Source organism: Streptomyces sp. NPDC058375, from assembly GCF_042723425.1.
In the GTDB taxonomy this organism is placed as follows: domain Bacteria; phylum Actinomycetota; class Actinomycetes; order Streptomycetales; family Streptomycetaceae; genus Streptomyces; species Streptomyces durocortorensis.
The window spans coordinates 1-15,426 of record NZ_JBHXJG010000176.1 but is presented as its reverse complement, the minus strand read 5'-3'; the positions used below and the strand labels follow the sequence as shown (position 1 = coordinate 15,426).

The window sequence follows — 15,426 nt, the reverse complement described above, 5'->3', positions numbered from 1 at the left end:
GAGTCATGTCCTCGCGGGGGCTCTTCTTTCATCCGCCTGCCGTGGTGAAGGTTGAGAAGACGATCACGAGGCAGGACGTCTGTGGTGCGCCGACGTCACGTCGCATCGGGTCAGGGGGCGAGCAGCAGTACGTTCTCGCGCTCCTTGGCGGCCGCGTAACGCTTGGCCACGTCCTGCCAGTTGACGACCTGCCACATCGCCTCGATGAAGTTCACCTTCTGGTTCTTGTACTGCAGGTAGAAGGCGTGCTCCCAGGCGTCGAAGACCAGGATCGGGACCGAGCCCTGGCCGACGTTGCCCTGGTGGTCGTAGACCTGCTCGACGATCAGCTTGCCGCTCACGGGCTCGTACGCGAGCACGCCCCAGCCGGAACCCTGGGTGGTGGCCGCGGCCTTCGTCAGCTGGGACTTGAAGCTCGCGTAGGAGCCGAAGGACTCGGTGATCGCGTCGGCGAGGTCGCCCACGCCGTCCGTCGCGAGGGGCTCGCCGCCGCCGTCGCCGGTCATGTTGTGCCAGTAGATCGAGTGCAGGATGTGGCCGGAGAGGTGGAACGCGAGGTTCTTCTGGAGGCCGTTGATCGCTCCCCAGGCCTCCTTGTCGCGGGCCTCTTCCAGCTGCTCCAGGGTGTCGTTCGCGCCCTTGACGTACGCGGCGTGGTGCTTGTCGTGGTGCAGCTCGATGATCTGCGGATTGATGACCGGTTCGAGCGCCGCGTAGTCGTACGGGAGTTCCGGGAGCGTGTACGTGGCCATGGTTCGAACCCTCCGACTGCTGGGAATGCCGTCCAGTTGTTATTGCAACCTATATGCAGGAGCAATCTGGGAGCAGGCTAACAGCAGGAGGGGCCGCGAAGTGATCAGCCCTTCGGCCTAGGACCTGCGGCGCGGCGGGGCGGGCCCGGCCCCGGGGCGTAGGTGTCCGGGTGGAAGGAGCGGTGCGCGCTGGGGTTGGCCGGCCTGCTGGGATTCCTCGTCGACATCGGGGGACCGGCCGTGCTGCCCCTCGCCCGTGAATCTGCTCGACCCCTCACCATGCCGAGGCGGTTTCTTCGACATGGTGAGCCTCTGGCTCTCGCCGGGTGTCCTATTATCTTCCCTTTTCTTGCTATAAAGGCGTTCCGTTGTCTCCCCTGCCTCTCCCCGCCGTCGCCCAGGTTTGGACGCCGTTTCCCGGGGGACTCGGCCATGCAGCCGGGCGGCTCGGGGCCGGGAACCGCAGGTGTGCCGCTCGCCGCCCGCCCCACCGACCAGGAGGACTTGATGGCACCCCCCAACGCCCCCGAAGCGCAGGCCGGCCCGGACCGTGGCCGCGATCCGAAGCTGGCCCCGCCCCTGGCGGAGGCGGCGGGCTGGGGGCCGCTCGACGTCCGCGCCGTCGACACCGTCCGGCTGCTGGCCGCCGACGCCGTGCAGAAGGCGGGCCACGGCCACCCGGGCACCGCGATGAGCCTGGCCCCGCTGGCGTACCTGCTGTTCCAGCAGGTCATGTGGCACGACCCGGCCGACGACCAGTGGCTCGGCCGGGACCGCTTCGTCCTGTCCTGCGGGCACTCCAGCCTGACCCTCTACATCCAGCTGTACCTGAGCGGGTACGGCATGGAGCTGTCGGACCTGGAGGCGCTGCGCACCTGGGGGTCCAGCACCCCCGGCCACCCCGAGTACCGCCACACCCGGGGCGTCGAGATCACCACCGGCCCGCTGGGGCAGGGGCTCGCCTCCGCCGTCGGCATGGCCATGGCGGCCCGCCGCGAGCGCGGCCTCCTCGACCCCGACGCGGCGGCCGGCACGAGCCCCTTCGACCACCATGTGTACGTCGTCGCCTCCGACGGCGACCTGATGGAGGGCGTGACGAGCGAGGCCAGTTCACTGGCGGGACACCAGGAGCTCGGCAACCTGATCGTCTTCTACGACTCCAACCACATCTCCATCGAGGACGACACCGACATCTCGTTCAGCGAGGACGTCACCGCCCGCTACGCCGCGTACGGCTGGCACGTCCAGACGGTCGACTTCACCCGGACCGGCGACTACGTCGAGGACGTCGACGCCCTGCTCGCCGCCGTCGAGGCCGCGAAGGGCGAGAGCGACCGGCCCTCCCTGATCCTGCTGCGCACGATCATCGGCTGGCCCGCGCCCACCAAGCAGAACACCGGCAAGGCCCACGGCTCCGCGCTCGGCGACGACGAGGTCGCCGCGACCAAGAAGCTGCTCGGCTTCGACCCGGACGCCGACTTCACCGTCGAGGACGACGTACTGGAGCACGCCCGCGCGGTCGTCGAGCGTGGGGCGGAGGCCCACCGCGCCTGGGAGCCCGGCTATCAGGAGTGGCGCTCCGCCCACCCCGAGCGCGCCGAACTCCTCGACCGGCTGCGGGAGCAGAGGTTCCCCGAGGGCTGGACCGACAGCCTCCCCGTCTTCGACGCCGACCCCAAGGGCATCGCCACCCGCAAGGCCTCCGGCGATGTGCTCACCGCGCTGGCCCCCGTGCTGCCCGAGCTGTGGGGCGGTTCGGCCGACCTCGCGGGCAGCAACAACACCACCATGGAGGGCGAGCCGTCCTTCGTGCCGGAGGGGAAGCAGACGGGCGAGTTCCCGGGCAACCCGTACGGCCGCACGCTCCACTTCGGCATCCGCGAGCACGCCATGGGCGCGATCCTCAACGGCATCGCGCTCCAGAGCCTCACCCGCCCCTACGGCGGTACGTTCCTGATCTTCAGCGACTACATGCGCCCGGCCGTCCGGCTCGCCGCCCTGATGAAGTTGCCGGCCACCTACGTCTGGACTCACGACTCCATCGGCCTCGGCGAGGACGGCCCCACCCACCAGCCCGTCGAGCAGCTCGCCGCCCTCCGCGCGATCCCCGGCCTCGACGTCGTACGGCCCGCCGACGCCAACGAGACCTCCGTCTGCTGGCGCACGGTCCTGGAGCACCACGACCGGCCCGCCGGACTCGCCCTGACCCGTCAGCCGCTGCCGGTCCTGGAACGGGGGGAGGGCGACGGCGCGTACGCATCCGCCGAGGGGGCCGCCCGGGGCGGTTACGTCCTCGCCGACAGCCGCGGCGACACCCCGGACGTCATCCTCGTCGGCACCGGCTCCGAGGTGCACATCGCCCTGGAGGCGCGGGAGTTGCTGGCCGCCGACGGGGTCGACGCGCGGGTGGTCTCGATGCCCTGCCGCGAGTGGTTCGCCGACCAGCCGTACGCCTACCAGGACGAGGTGCTGCCGCCCGGGGCCCGGGCCCGGGTGAGCGTCGAGGCGGCCGTCGCCCAGGGCTGGCGGGACGTGGTGGGCGACGCGGGCCGCATGGTCAGCCTGGAGCACTTCGGCGCGTCCGCCCCCTACCAGCGCCTGTACGAGGAGTTCGGCATCACGCCCCGCGCGGTCGCCGAGGCCGCACGGGAGAGCATCCGCGCGGCGGCCGGCCCCGTCCGGCCCGGCGGGGAGCGCCCCGGCGCGACCCCGACCGAAGGAGGCACCGGGGACGCCGGTTAGACCCCCGGCCTCACGCACCGAGAAGCCACCCCGATCGATGTACACAGGAACAGGAGCCCCATGTCCCCCGCACGCACCCCCCGTTACACCGTCCCCGGCCTCGGCGTCGACGAGGGCCGCCAGGTCATCGACCTCCTGACGCTGCGCCTGCACGCGCTCAACGACCTCGCGCTCACCCTCAAGCACATCCACTGGAACGTCGTCGGGCCGCACTTCATCGCCGTCCACGAGATGCTCGACCCGCAGACCGCCGCCGTACGGGACATGGCCGACGCCGCCGCCGAGCGCATCTCCGCCCTCGGCGGCGAGCCGAACGGCACCCCGGGCGCCCTGGTGAAGGAGCGCACCTGGGACGACTACAGCGTCGGTCGCGCTGACGCCATCGCCCACCTCGGCGCCCTGGACCTGGTCTACACCGGGATCATCGAGGACCACCGTGCGGCGGTCGAGAAGGCCGGCGAGATCGACCCCGTCACCGAGGACCTGCTCATCGAGCACCTGCGCGGCCTGGAGCAGTTCCAGTGGTTCGTCCGGGCCCACCTGGAGTCCAGCTCCGGCGCCCTGTCGAACGCCGGCGCCGACACCGAGGAAGCGGCGGCCGAAGCCGCGTCCCCGAAGCGGGCCGCCGCCGAGCGCACCCCCGCCAAGAAGACGGCGCTGCCCGGCCCGGCGAAGAAGACGCCGGCGAAGAAGACCGCCAAGAAGGCGGTCAAGAAGACCACGGCGAGCCGGCGCACCATCCGTTGAGAAGGGGCGGCCGGCCCGGACGCTTCGCTTGAGCTCCGTCGTCGGCCGCCCGTTACCCCCGCAGGTCGTCCCTGGCCTGCACCGCGATGTCCGGGAAGTCCGTCACCACCGCGTCCACGCCCTGCCCGTAGTGGAAGGCGTACTCGGCGAACGCGTCGCCGAAGGCACCCGGGTCACTGCCCCGGCGGTACGCGGCCGGGAGGTACTGGTTCTCCGCCCGGAAGGTGTACGCGCCCACCTTCAGGCCCGCCGCGTGCGCGTCCGCCAGCAGGGTGTTCGGCGGGACCAGCGAGGACTTGTCCGGGCCGATCCAGTCCGCGTACGAGGCGATCTCGCGCAGCCCGGCCGGGGTCATCATGTCCCGGTAGGTGATCCCGTGCCCGTACGGGCCGCCGCTCGTGCCCAGCGCCTGCCACAGCGGGAGGCCGAGGCGGACGGCGGCCACCCGGCGCAGGCTGGACGGCTCGAAGGACTGGACGACGCAGTCCCGGGCGGTCAGCCGGTTGCGGCGGATCACCCGGATCAGTTCCTCCTCCAGCGGCAGCCCGATCGAGCGGAAGTACGTCGGGTGCTTCGTCTCCGGGAACACCGCGATCCGCCGGCCCGACTCCCGCGACAGCCGCCGGGCCAGGTCCACGACCTCCTGGAACGTCATCACCCGGCCCCGCCCGTCGAAGACCGTGTTGCGGTTCCGGACCAGCGGCAGCCGTTCCACCGTGCGCAGCGTCTTCAGCTCGCGCAGGGTGAAGTCCTCGGTGAACCAGCCGGTCACCGCCTTGCCGTCGACCGTCTTCGTGGTGCGGCGGCCGGCGAACTCCGGGCGGTCGGCGACGTCCGTCGTCCCGCCGATCTCGTTCTCGTGCCGCACGACCAGGACGTGGTCCGCCGTCGGCACGAGGTCCGGCTCGATCCAGTCGGCCCCGGCCCGTACGGCATAGGTGTACGCGTCGGCGGTGTGCTCGGGCCGCCAGCCCGCCGCCCCGCGGTGGCCGATGACGAGCGGACCGGAGGGGCGGGGCGGGCGCGGGCCCGCGGGGGCGGACGCGACCGCCGGAGCGGTGGCCGCCGCGGTGACGGCGGCGGTGGCCAGGAGGATCGAACGACGCCTGGGGGCAACGGACATGACGGCTCCTCGGGTGGGTGAGCCATCACGGAAGCGAGCGCGGGTGACGGCCCGGGGTACGGCGCGGGGCCCCGCGATGTCCTGTCGGCCACGGATGCGCGCCGCGCCGGAACCGGGCACCGGAAGCCGAGACGCCGGGCTCCGCCCCGATCGTACGAGGAGGAGCCCGGCGTTCGTAGGGTCCGTGCGGGAACTGCTGCCGCGATCTACCGCTGCCGCTGCGCCGGGATCTCGGCCGCGGTGCCGGTGCCGTCGCCCGTCCCGGCCCCAGTACCGTCGCCGGCGCCGGGGCCGTCGTTGCCACGCCGCCGCTGACGCAGGAGGCCGAGGCCGATCAGCACCACCGTCAGCGCTCCCGTGGCCAGCAGCTGGTCCCGGGTGTCCGGCTGGCGCAGCATCAGCAGGAAGATGCCCACCATGGCCGCGAGGGCGACGATCGTGCCGACCGGGAAGAACCACATTCGGACGACCAGCGTCTCGGGCGCCTCCCGCTCGGTGCGCCGGCGCAGGATCAGCTGGGAGGCCGCGATGAAGATCCACACGACCAAGATCACCGCGCCGATCATGTTCAGCAGCCAGGGGAAGACGTCGTCAGGACGCCAGTAGCTGAGCAGCACGCACAGGAAGCCGAAGACCGAGGAGAACATCACCGCGTTGCGCGGCACCCCGGAGGAGATCTTGCCGAGCACGGACGGGCCCTGGCCGCGGGCGACCAGCGAGCGGGCCATGCGGGACGCGCCGTAGATGTTGGCGTTCATCGCGGAGAGCAGGGCGATGAGGATGACCACGTTCATGATCTGCGCGGCGCTGCCGATGCCCAGGTGGTCGAGCATCGCGTAGAACGGACCGACCTCGGCGACCTTCGGGTCGTCCCAGGGGACCAGCGTGACGATGACCGCCATCGAGCCGATGTAGAAGACCGCGATGCGCCACATCGCCGTACGGACCGCCTTCGCGACGCCCTGCACCGGGTTCTCGGACTCGGCCGCCGCGATGGTGACGGTCTCCAGACCGCCGTACGCGAAGACGGAGGCGAGGAGTCCGATGATGAAGCCGTCCATGCCCTTGGGAAGGAAACCGCCGTCACCCGTGAGGTTGGACAGGCCGGGCGCGTCCGTGTCGGGCAGCACGCCGAAGATCGCCAGCAGGCCGAGCACCAGGAACAGCGTGATCGCGATGACCTTGAGCGCGGCGAACCAGAACTCGAACTCGCCGAAGTTCTTCACGGCGGCCAGGTTCGTCCCGAGGAAGATCACCATGAACAGGGCGACCCAGGCCCACTCCGGGGTTCCCGGCAGCCAGCCGCTGACGATCTGCGCGGCGCCGATGCCCTCCAGGCCCACCGCGACGCAGAGCAGGAACCAGAAGGACCAGCCCGCGGTGAACCCGGCCCACGGGCCGATCGCCCGCTCGGCGTGCACGGAGAAGGAGCCGGACGCCGGGTTGGCGGCCGACATCTCGCCGAGCATGCGCATCACCATCATGACGAGCAGCCCGGATATGGCGTACGCGATGATGATCGAGGGCCCGGCCGCGGCGATCCCGGCGCCCGAGCCGACGAAGAGACCGGCGCCGATCACTCCGCCGAGGGCGATCATCGAGAGGTGACGCTGCTTGAGGCCGTGGGTGAGCGCGGAGTCCGCCGAGGGCCCTGCGGGGGCCGCGGAGTCAGCGGTAGGGGGAGACGCGGAGGTCCGAGGCATGGACGAGCTCTGTTCGCTAGCTGAGACAAGGGGACGAACCCACAGTCTGGGCATCCGTACCGCTCACACGGAATGACTGTCCGCTATACGGTCACCAGGCTCACACAAGGTGCACACGCGCCTACCGATCGGTAGACGCCGAGCGCTGCTCGGAGGCCCTGCGCTCCCGCCGCTGCCGCCCCACCGCCACCAGCAGCACCAGCGCCGTCGCCCCCGCCGACCACAGCACCTGCGGGCGTGCCGCGTCGTCGGTCAGCATCAGCACCAGCACCCCGAGCAGTCCGGCCAGCGTCACCCAGGTCAGATACGGGAACCACCACATCCGCAGCGTGAGCGCCTCGGGGGCCTCGTGTTCCAGCCGGGCGCGCAGCCGCAGTTGGGAGGCGGCGATCAGCGCCCAGACGAACAGCAGCACCGCGCCGACCGAGTTGAGCATGTAGAGGAACACCGTGTCCGGCCACAGCAGGTTGAGCAGGACGGAGACGAAGCCGAAGGCCACCGACGCCAGCACCGCCCGCCGCGGCACGCCTCCCGCCTGATCGGAGGAGCCGCTGGAACCGCCGGAGCCGCCGCTCTTCGTGCCGCCCCCGCCCGACACCTTCAGCAGCCCGCGCGGCGCCTCCCCGCGCTCCGCCAGCGAGAACACCATCCGCGAGGACCCGTACAGATTGGCGTTCAGCGCGGAGAGCAGCGCCACGAACACCACGATATTCATGATCTGCCCGGCCGACGGAACCCCGATCGCGTCCAGCACCTTCACATACGGGCTCAGTCCGGCCCGCTGCGCGGTCCACGGCAGCACGGTCACGATCACCAGCATCGAGCCGACGTAGAAGAAGAGGATCCGCACCACCGCGCTGCGGACCGCCCGCCCCACCGCACGCGCCGGGTCGTCCGTCTCGGCGGCGGCGATGGTGACGACCTCAAGACCGCCGAAGGCGAACACCACGGTCAGCACACCGGAGACGACCCCGCTCCAGCCGTTCGGCAGGAAGCCGCCCTGACCGGTCAGGTTGGCCATCCCGACCGGGTCGGTGTCCGGGAGCAGGCCGAAGACCGCCAGTCCGCCGAGCACCAGGAAGACCACGATCGCGCCGACCTTCAAGGAGGCGAACCAGAACTCGAACTCGCCGAAGTTCTTCACCGCCGTCAGGTTCGCCGAGGTGAAGACCACCATGAACAGCAGCACCCACGCCCAGGGTTCGACCGCCGGCACCCACCCATGGGCGATCTGCGCGGCCGCCGTCGCCTCCACGGCGAGGACCACCACCAGCAGGAACCAGTACAGCCAGCCGACGCTGAACCCGGCCCACCGCCCGAGCGCCCGCTCCGCGTGCACGGAGAACGAACCGGAGGCGGGCATCGCGGCGGACATCTCGCCCAGCATCCGCATCACCAGCATCGCGAGCGCCCCCGCGATCAGATACGAGACGACGATCGCGGGCCCCGCCACCGCGATCCCGGCGCCCGAGCCCACGAACAGTCCCGCCCCGATCACCCCGCCGAGCCCCAGCATCGTCAGATGGCGCTGCTTGAGCCCGTGCGACAGCGGCTCGGCGGGGACGGCGGGCGTGGTGGCGGCAGGGGTGGGGGGAGCCTCGTGCATGGGGTGCGGTTCACTCTCGGATGATTTATGGGGAACCTACAGTCTGGGGCCGTGGTCCCTCTCCCGCCAAAACCGACCGCCACCTGCCCGACCTCCGTGACGAGCGTCACGCGGGAACGTGATTGCGTCGCAGGCTTTGTGTGAATCCCACCAACCCATCAACCGCCGCTTTGTGGGCGGCTGATGGTGATCGAGCGTTCACTCGTGGGCTAACGTCGGCGGAGCCCGACCCCACCCCGACCGCCGGGGGCCGCCCGGCCCACCTGCCCTCACCCGCGGAGTCCCGATGAGCACTGCTGCCGCCCCCGTCCGCTCCGGAGCGGTCCTCGCCGACCTGCTGCCCGCAGCCCGGCACCGCTACGCCGTGGACGCGGCCCTCGTCCTCGGCGGCGCGGCCCTGACCGGCATCGCGGCCCAGATAGCCGTCCCGGTCCCCGGCTCCCCGGTCCCGGTCACCGGCCAGACCTTCGCCGCGCTCCTCATCGGCACCGCGCTGGGCGCCCGTCGCGGCTTCCTCTCCCTCGCGCTCTACGCGCTCGTCGGCATGGCCGGCATGCCCTGGTTCGCCGAGGCCTCCTCGGGCTGGAGCATGCCGTCCCTCGGCTACGTCTTCGGCATGCTGCTGGCCGCCACCGTCGTCGGCGCTCTCGCCCGGCGCGGCGGCGACCGCTCGGTGCTGCGCACCGCGGGCACGATGGTCCTCGGCTCCGCGGTCATCTACGCCATCGGCGTGCCCTACCTCGCGCTGTCCACCGGGATGTCGCTGAGCGCCGCCGTCGCGGCCGGCCTCACCCCGTTCCTGATCGGCGACGCCCTCAAGGCGGCGCTGGCCATGGGCGTACTGCCGACCACGTGGAAGCTGCTCGGCCGCCGCGGCTGACCCGCTTTCCCCAACGCGAGGCCTCAGCCCTCGTAAGGCCCCCCGAAGAGGCCCGCCGGATCGTACTGGGAGACCAGACCGGCGAGCCTCTTCGCCGTTTCCGGCTCATGGAAACCGGCGGTACGGTCCCCGCCGCCGAAGCAGAAGTTGGCCGCGCGCCCCTGGACGAGCGGCCCCAGCACCCCGGACACCTTCCCGTACAGCGCGCGCACCGAGGGCACGTCCGTCGTGTCCAGTACGGAGATCAGGCCCAGCAGGAAACCGGCGTCCCGGTGGGGCACCGCGCTCGCCGGCTCCGGCCGCCCGGCCATGGCACCGCCGAGATGGGTCAGCTGCACCACGTTCATCATCGGCGCCCCGGGCCCCGTCAGCTCCAGCACCCGCGCGGCCCTCCCGGCGTCCAGTTCCCGCAGCATCAGCCCCTCCCCGTAGTACGCGTGCGGGAACGGCGGGTCGTTGTGGATGGTGGGGCTCTCCGCGTACGGCATCTCCCGCAGCGAGTCCTCCAGGGCCGGCCCGATCGCCCGCAGCGGGGCCACCAGCCGTTCGCCCTCGGCCGCGTCCCCCGTGAAGGCGACCCGCACCGAGACGACGTACCGCCCGCGCACCTCCTCGGGCACCTGTGGCAGGTCCGGGTAGGGGAGCGCTGACAGGGAGGACGCCAGGGTGTCCGGCACGGTCCGGGTCCACTCCAGATAGCGGGCCAGCACCTCGGCCGCCCGTTCCCCGTCGAAGGCGACCGCACCCCCGTACAGCCGCTCCACCGCCACCAGGCCGATCTCCAGCGAGGTCACCACCCCCAGCCGCCGCCCGCCGCCGCGCAGTCCCCAGAACAGCTCCGGCTCGCACTCCGGCGTGACCCGGCGCGGAACACCGTCAGCGGTCACCACCTCCAGCGCCCGCACCCGGTCGGCGGCGTACCCGAACTCCCGGGCCAGGATGCCCAGTCCGCCGCCCAGCGTGTACGAGACCGCGCCCACGGAGGGCGACGAGCCGTTGAGCGGGGCGAGACCGTGCGGGGCCGCCGCCGCGGTCACCGCGCCCCAGGTCGCGCCCGCGCCGATCGTGGCCGTGCGGGCGACCGGGTCGACGGTGACGGAGTCCAGGGCGCTGGTGACCACGAGAACGCCGCCCTCGATCGCACCCGGCAGCCCGTGCCCGGTGGCGTGGGCGGTCACCCGGAGTCCGCGCCCGGCGGCGTACGCCACGGCCTCCCGTACGTCGTCGGGGGAGCGGGCCTCGACCAGGTGGTCGGGGCGGATCGGGAAGCCGGTCTGGAAGCTGGCGGGGGCGGCGGACCCGCCGGGCCGGTACGACATGGAAAAGCTCTCCTTCGCTCGCGTTTCTGCGCTTACGAAGGAGAGCTTCTCCGCCATACCTGACAGCGTCCGTCAGGTATGGATCATGGTTCGCGGCGGACGGCCGAGGGTCACTTGGCGACGGCCTTGCGGCTCCGCATCTCCCGGACCAGCGAGATGCCCACCACCAGGGCCGCGACCAGCAGCGACAGCACGACCTGCTCGCGGGCGGTGTCGTCGGTCAGCATGTAGACCAGGATGAAGGAGATCGCCGCGATCGTCGCCCAGGTGAGGTACGGGAAGAGCCACATCCGTACGACCAGCTTGCCGGGGGTCTCGCGCAGGATGATCCCGCGCATCCGCAGCTGGGTGAAGCAGATGACCAGCCACACGAAGAGCGCGACCGCGCCGGAGGAGTTCAGCAGGAACTGGAACACCGTGTCCGGCCACTGGTAGTTGAAGAACACCGCCACGAAGCCGAAGACCACCGAGGACAGGATCGCCGCCTGCGGCACACCGCGCTTGTTGACCTTGGCGAAGGACTTCGGCGCGTCGCCCCGCTCGCCGAGCGAGAACGCCATCCGGGAGGCCGTGTACAGGCCGGAGTTGAGGCAGGACAGCACGGCCGTCAGCACGATGAAGTCCATGACGTTGCCGGCCTGCGGGATCCCGATCGAGTCGAGGGCGGCGACATAGCTGCCCTTCTCCTGGATCGACGGGTCGTTCCACGGCAGCAGCGTCAGCACGACGAAGATCGAGCCGAGGTAGAAGACGGCGATACGCCAGATCACGCTGTTGGTGGCCTTCGAGACGGCCCGCTGCGGGTCGGAGGACTCGCCGGCGGCCAGCGTCACGATCTCACTGCCCATGAACGAGAAGACGACCATCAGCACACCGGTGAGGATCGCGCCCGGCCCCTCGGGGAAGAACCCGCCGGAGTCCGTCAGATGCGCGAGACCCGCGCCCGGGTTGTCCGAACCGGGCAGGAACCCGAAGACCGCGAGGAAGCCGACGACCACGAACGCGGCGATCGCCACGACCTTGATCCCGGCGAACCAGAACTCGAACTCGCCGTAACTGCCCACCGAGATCAGGTTGGTGGCGGTCAGCACGACCATCACGATCAGCGCCCAGGCCCACTGGGGCACGCCCGGGATCCAGTTCTCCAGGATCGCCGCGCCCGCCGTGGCCTCGACGGCCAGCACCACGACCCAGAAGAACCAGTAGAGCCAGCCGATGGAGAAACCGGCCCAACGGCCCAGCGCCTGGTCGGCGTAGGCGGAGAAGGAGCCGGAGCTCGGCCGGGCGGCGGCCATCTCGCCGAGCATCCGCATCACGAGGACGACCATCAGGCCGACCATCGCGTACGACACCAGGATCGCCGGGCCCGCGGCCGCGATGCCCGCGCTGGAGCCGACGAAGAGTCCGGCGCCGATCACGCCGCCGATCGCGATCATCGAGAGGTGGCGGTTCTTCAGGCCGGCCTGAAGCCCGCCCGCCGAGTCCGGCCGGTCCGGCTCACCGGGCTCCTGGCCCGGCTTCGCCAGCGTCGTCTGCGACGTCATGGGGGGATTCCTTACCTTTTCGAGCATGAGGGTGTGCCCTGCTCCGCCGTCGGGTGGTGCCCGTGGGGTGTGCGAAGACAAGGCCACGCATTCAAGCCCGATACAAGGCGGAAGGGGAACCCCCTCTTTCGGATCGTTTGCCTGATCGTTGCTTGAGTGGTGTTCGCCACACAAGAACGGGCCAGGGCCTGCGAATCATCGAATCGGGGCTTGCGCCCCACTGACGACCGCCCCGTGACGGTCGCCCCGCGGAGTTCGTGCCACACTTCGCACCATGCGCGTGTACCTCGGATCCGACCATGCCGGCTACGAACTCAAGAACCACCTCGTCGAGTGGCTCGGCGCCCACGGCCACGAGGCCGTCGACTGCGGCCCCCACATCTACGACGCCCAGGACGACTACCCGCCGTTCTGCCTGCGGGCCGCCGAGAAGACGGCAGCCGACCCGGACAGCCTCGGCATCGTGATCGGCGGCTCCGGCAACGGCGAGCAGATCGCTGCCAACAAGGTCAAGGGCGTCCGCGCCGCACTGGCCTGGAGCGAGCAGACCGCCGCGCTGGGCCGCGAGCACAACAACGCCAACGTCGTCGCGATCGGCGGCCGGATGCACACGGTCGAGGAGTCCACGAAGTTCGTCGAGATCTTCCTCTCCACGCCGTACTCCAACGAGGAGCGCCACACGCGCCGCATCGAGATGCTCTCGGCGTACGAGACCACCGGCGAGCTGCCCCCGATCCCGGCCCACCACCCCCAGCAGGGCTGACCCCCTCCCCCTCCTCGCGTGCCGCCGGGCCCGGCCCGGCGGCACGGTCATGTCACCGCCCGCCCAGACCGCAGGAGTCCCGCCGTGCCCGAGGGACACACCGTCCGCCGCCTCGCCGACGACCACACCGAACGGTTCGCGGGCGCACCGGTGAGGGTGAGCAGTCCGCAGGGCAAGTTCTCCGACAGCGCGGCCCTCCTCGACGGGCACACCCTCACCGCCACCGACGCCCACGGCAAACACCTCTTCCTCGGCTTCGGCGACACCGGCTGGGTCCACATCCACCTCGGCCTCTTCGGCAAGCTCGGCTTCGGCGCCGCCCCGCCGCCGCCCACCGACACCGTCCGCCTCCGCCTGGTCAACGCCGGCCACTACGCGGACCTGCGCGGCCCCACCACCTGCGCCCTGCTCACCGAGCCCGAGAAGCGCGCCATACACGAGCGCCTGGGACCGGACCCGCTGCGCGGCGACGAGGACGGGGAGCGGGCCTGGCAGCGGATCTCCCGCAGCCGGACCACCATCGCCGCGCTGCTGATGGACCAGAAGGTCATCGCGGGCGTCGGCAACGTCTACCGCGCCGAGGTCCTCTTCCGCCACGGCATCGACCCGTACCGCACGGGCCGCGACCTCACCCGCGCCGAGTGGGACACGATCTGGGCGGACCTGGCCGACCTGATGCGCGAAGGCGTGCGGAACAACCGGATCGACACCGTCCGCCCCGAACACCTCCCCGAGGCCATGGGCCGCCCGCCCCGCAAGGACGACCACGGCGGCGAGGTCTACGTCTACCGGCGCGCGAACCTGCCCTGCCACATCTGCGGTACGGAGATCCGCACCGCGGACCTCGTCTCCCGCAACCTCTTCTGGTGCCCCCGGTGCCAGCCGACGGGCCCCTCCGACAGCCGAAAAGGCTGAAATCCGTCCGAAGAAGGCCGACGGGAACGCGCGGACGACCCCATTTCGAGCGCATTGTCACCGGGGCCCCCTGCACCGGAGGCGTTCGGGTGGATAAGGTCCCGGCAGTGGCCCGTAGCGGAGGAGTAGACGACTTCTGGGCCCGGTGGCGCAGAAAGACGCACCGGGCCCGCATCGGCCTGCGTAAATCCGGGGTCGACTACTTCCGCGGCGACGGCTCCGACTGGATCGCCCTGGCCGGTCTGCTGCTGACGATCCCGGCCATCACCTTCGCCACCGTCGTCAGCCCGGTCTGGATCGACCCCGCCGCCCTCGCCCTGCCGATCGTGGCGGGCGGCCTCCTGCTGCGCCCCGCCAGCCTGCTGGGCCTGTACGCGACGGCTGCCGTCGCCCTGATCATCGAGGCGCTCACCCTCGGCCCGTATCTGGACGGCCCCGCCCGGGTCACCCCCGGCACCGTGCTCGTGGTCGCCGCCTGCGGCTTCTTCGGGCTGATCCTCGCCCAGTTCCGAGCCAGGGTCGGCGTGCCCTGGCGGCGCGGCGGCACGATGCTCTTCGACCTGCGCGAACGCATCCGGGTCCAGAGCTCCCTGCCCCGGTTGCCCCAGGGCTGGCACCGCGAGATGGCCCTGCGCCCGGCCGGCGGCCAGTCGTTCTCCGGGGACTTCGTCGTCGCGGCCCGCACCCACGGGGGCCGCACGCTGGAGGCCGTCCTCACCGACGTCTCCGGCAAGGGCATGGATGCGGGCTCCCGGGCCCTGCTGCTGTCCGGCGCCTTCGGCGGGCTGCTCGGCTCGCTGCCCCCGCACGCCTTCCTGCCCGCAGCCAACGGCTATCTGCTGCGCCAGGACTGGGACGAGGGCTTCGCCACCTCCATCCACCTGGTGCTGGACCTGGAGTCGGGCGACTACGAGATCTACTCCGCGGGGCACCCGCCGGCCCTCCAACTGCACGCGGGCAGCGGCCAGTGGGAGGAGAAGTCGGGGGAGGGGCCCCTGCTCGGCGTCTACGACGGGGCCGAGTTCGACGCGGTGAAGGGCTCGCTGGCACCCGGCGACGTCCTGATGCTGTTCACCGACGGCCTGGTGGAGGCCTCCGACCGGGACATCGCCGAGGGCATCGACCGGCTGACGGGCGAGGCCGACCGCTATGTGTCCACCGGCTTCGAGGGCGCGGCCTGGCATCTGATCGAGGCCTGCGCCAAGGACGTCAACGACGACCGGGCGCTGCTGCTGCTCTCCCGCCGGGCCTGAGCGCCCCCAACACCCCGAGGGACACGCGGGCCCCGGACGGCGGAGAGGCGCCCGTCACCCGGTGGCCGGGTATCTGGGC

12 protein-coding genes are annotated in these 15,426 nt (G+C 71.5%); 6 read left to right on the top strand and 6 right to left on the bottom strand.

Features of this window, described 5'->3' with window-relative positions; all coding sequences use genetic code 11:
• Positions 1 to 110: 110 nt before the first annotated feature.
• Entirely contained in the window at positions 111 to 752 is a 642-nt protein-coding gene (locus ACFWM7_RS24685; protein WP_383264035.1) for a superoxide dismutase, read from the bottom strand.
• A 507-nt stretch (positions 753 to 1,259) separates the two neighbouring features.
• Between ACFWM7_RS24685 and tkt the strand changes: the two genes are divergently transcribed.
• Both tkt and ACFWM7_RS24675 read left to right on the top strand, forming a co-directional pair.
• Entirely contained in the window at positions 1,260 to 3,494 is a 2,235-nt protein-coding gene (gene tkt / locus ACFWM7_RS24680) for a transketolase (protein WP_383264032.1), read from the top strand.
• Between the two features lie 60 nt (positions 3,495 to 3,554).
• Positions 3,555 to 4,241, top strand: a complete 687-nt coding sequence (locus ACFWM7_RS24675) for a Dps family protein (protein ID WP_383264030.1) — start codon at positions 3,555 to 3,557, stop codon at positions 4,239 to 4,241.
• Between the two features lie 52 nt (positions 4,242 to 4,293).
• On the opposite strand, the gene ACFWM7_RS24670 is transcribed toward ACFWM7_RS24675, so the two are convergent.
• From ACFWM7_RS24670 to ACFWM7_RS24660, 3 genes are all read right to left on the bottom strand, one after another.
• Entirely contained in the window at positions 4,294 to 5,364 is a 1,071-nt protein-coding gene (locus tag ACFWM7_RS24670; protein WP_383264027.1) for a glycerophosphodiester phosphodiesterase family protein, read from the bottom strand.
• 206 nt (positions 5,365 to 5,570) lie between these two features.
• Complete coding sequence (locus ACFWM7_RS24665; protein ID WP_383264024.1) at positions 5,571 to 7,067, bottom strand: amino acid permease; 1,497 nt, start codon at positions 7,065 to 7,067, stop codon at positions 5,571 to 5,573.
• 121 nt (positions 7,068 to 7,188) lie between these two features.
• Complete coding sequence (locus tag ACFWM7_RS24660) at positions 7,189 to 8,673, bottom strand: amino acid permease (protein ID WP_383264021.1); 1,485 nt, start codon at positions 8,671 to 8,673, stop codon at positions 7,189 to 7,191.
• Between the two features lie 286 nt (positions 8,674 to 8,959).
• Between ACFWM7_RS24660 and ACFWM7_RS24655 the strand changes: the two genes are divergently transcribed.
• A complete protein-coding gene (locus tag ACFWM7_RS24655; protein WP_383264018.1) occupies positions 8,960 to 9,553 on the top strand; it encodes a biotin transporter BioY in 594 nt (197 codons plus the stop codon).
• Positions 9,554 to 9,576: 23 nt separating this feature from the next.
• Here ACFWM7_RS24655 and ACFWM7_RS24650 read toward each other — a convergent pair whose 3' ends face one another.
• Together ACFWM7_RS24650 and ACFWM7_RS24645 are read right to left on the bottom strand one after the other, a co-directional pair.
• Positions 9,577 to 10,872 (bottom strand): FAD-binding oxidoreductase, encoded by a 1,296-nt coding sequence (locus ACFWM7_RS24650; RefSeq protein ID WP_383264016.1) that lies wholly within the window; start codon positions 10,870 to 10,872, stop codon positions 9,577 to 9,579.
• A 110-nt stretch (positions 10,873 to 10,982) separates the two neighbouring features.
• On the bottom strand, positions 10,983 to 12,416 hold the full coding sequence (locus ACFWM7_RS24645) for an amino acid permease (protein ID WP_383264013.1): 1,434 nt from the start codon (positions 12,414 to 12,416) through the stop codon (positions 10,983 to 10,985).
• Between the two features lie 274 nt (positions 12,417 to 12,690).
• On the opposite strand from ACFWM7_RS24645, the gene ACFWM7_RS24640 reads away from it, so the two are divergent.
• The 3 genes from ACFWM7_RS24640 to ACFWM7_RS24630 all read left to right on the top strand — a co-directional run bounded on the left by ACFWM7_RS24640 (position 12,691) and on the right by ACFWM7_RS24630 (position 15,347).
• Positions 12,691 to 13,179, top strand: a complete 489-nt coding sequence (locus ACFWM7_RS24640; RefSeq protein ID WP_151513567.1) for a ribose-5-phosphate isomerase — start codon at positions 12,691 to 12,693, stop codon at positions 13,177 to 13,179.
• An 84-nt stretch (positions 13,180 to 13,263) separates the two neighbouring features.
• The gene (locus ACFWM7_RS24635; protein ID WP_383264010.1) at positions 13,264 to 14,094 is read left to right on the top strand and encodes an Fpg/Nei family DNA glycosylase; all 831 of its coding nucleotides are present in this window, start codon (positions 13,264 to 13,266) and stop codon (positions 14,092 to 14,094) included.
• Positions 14,095 to 14,201: 107 nt separating this feature from the next.
• Entirely contained in the window at positions 14,202 to 15,347 is a 1,146-nt protein-coding gene (locus tag ACFWM7_RS24630; protein WP_383264007.1) for a PP2C family protein-serine/threonine phosphatase, read from the top strand.
• The last annotated feature ends 79 nt before the right edge of the window (positions 15,348 to 15,426 follow it).